Source organism: Methylobacterium sp. WL116 (assembly GCF_008039455.1).
GTDB lineage: Bacteria > Pseudomonadota > Alphaproteobacteria > Rhizobiales > Beijerinckiaceae > Methylobacterium.
In genome coordinates, this window is sequence record NZ_VRUV01000838.1 from 1 (window position 1) to 1336 (window position 1336).

Sequence of the window (1336 nt, forward strand, 5' to 3'; positions counted from 1 at the left end):
GGGTGGCGCACCGGAAACGAGGGACAAGGGGCGTACCATGAAACCGATGCTGATCGCCGCTCTGGCCTGCGCCGCCGGTGCGCTGGTTCTCACCACGGCGACCGAGACGAGGGCGCGGGGTGCGGGCGATGGCGGACCACAAGGCCGAGCTCCGCGAGACCCTGCGCAAGATGGAGGTCGCGACCGGCGAGGCGGCCGCGGCCTGCCTTCCGCGCCTCGTGGCGCGGCTGCGCCACCACGAGACCCGGCTTCCCGGTCATCCGCTGATCCGCCCGTGGCGACGCTGGCGCATCCGCCGCCTCGCCGATGCCGTCGAGGAGGCGCGCTGGCACGTCGAGCAGGGGCGACTCGCCCGGATGGGCGGGCTGTCCGGCCGGCGCTAGGCCGATCTTGCGGACAGGGCCGCCGCTCGTGCAAAGGGATGCCACGAGTGCGCCGCACCATCCGGAGACAACGCCCGTGACCGCAGACAACCCGCGCCGGCCCGACCACGCGGTCGATCCGATCTTCGTCGATCGCCGCTCCCCCCGCCTGTTCACCGGCGAGGCGGTGCCCGAGGCGGAGCTGATGCGGATGTTCGAGGCGGCGCGCTGGTCGCCCTCCTCCTACAATTCCCAGCCCTGGCGCTTCCTCTACGCTTTGCGCGACGACGCGAACTGGGAGACGTTCTACGGCCTGATCCTGCCGGGCAACCAGAAATGGGCAATTGGCACGGGCGCACTGGTGTTCCTCGTCTCCAGCGAGCGCATGAAGGTCGGCGACGAGTTCAAGCCGGCGGGGAGCCATGCGCTCGATGCCGGCGCCGCCTCGCTCGCCTTCCAGCTCCAGGCCAACCGCCAGGGCTGGCACGTCCACGGCATGGGCGGCTTCGACCGCGCGCGGGCGCCGGGGGTGCTCAACGTGCCGGAGCACCACACCATCCAGGCCGCCTACGGCGTGGGTCGCGCGGTGGCGCCGGAACACCTCGACGACGAGCAGCGTGCCAAGGAGGCCCATAACGGCCGGCGCCCGATCACCGACTTCGTCTTCTCCGGCGGCTTCCCCGCGACCGGCGGCTAGACGCGGGTGGACGCGCCCGAGGCCGGCTTCCGCTGGGACATCCCGGCCCGGTACAACATCGGCGTCGACGTCTGCGACCGCTGGGGCACCGCCGAGCCGGAACGCCCGGCGATCCTGGAGGTCGCCGCCGACGGCACCGTCGCGACCACGACGTTCGGGCGGCTTCGCACGGACTCGGATCGGCTCGCCGGAGCGCTCGCCGGCCGCGGGGAAGCCGCCGGAGAAGACGAAGTCGGTGATCGGGCGCCGGCCGTTATGGGCCTCCTTGGCACGCTGC

At 72.6% G+C, this 1336-nt stretch carries 2 protein-coding genes and 1 pseudogene; all 3 read left to right on the top strand.

Annotation, left to right across the window (positions count from 1 at the left end; all coding sequences use genetic code 11):
- Positions 1-128: 128 nt before the first annotated feature.
- The gene (locus FV223_RS27790; RefSeq protein WP_147729894.1) at positions 129-383 is read left to right on the top strand and encodes a hypothetical protein; all 255 of its coding nucleotides are present in this window, start codon (positions 129-131) and stop codon (positions 381-383) included.
- Between the two features lie 76 nt (positions 384-459).
- Complete coding sequence (locus FV223_RS27795) at positions 460-1059, top strand: nitroreductase family protein (protein ID WP_246686525.1); 600 nt, start codon at positions 460-462, stop codon at positions 1057-1059.
- A 6-nt stretch (positions 1060-1065) separates the two neighbouring features.
- Positions 1066-1336, top strand: a pseudogene (locus FV223_RS27800) (hypothetical protein); the annotation flags it as partial.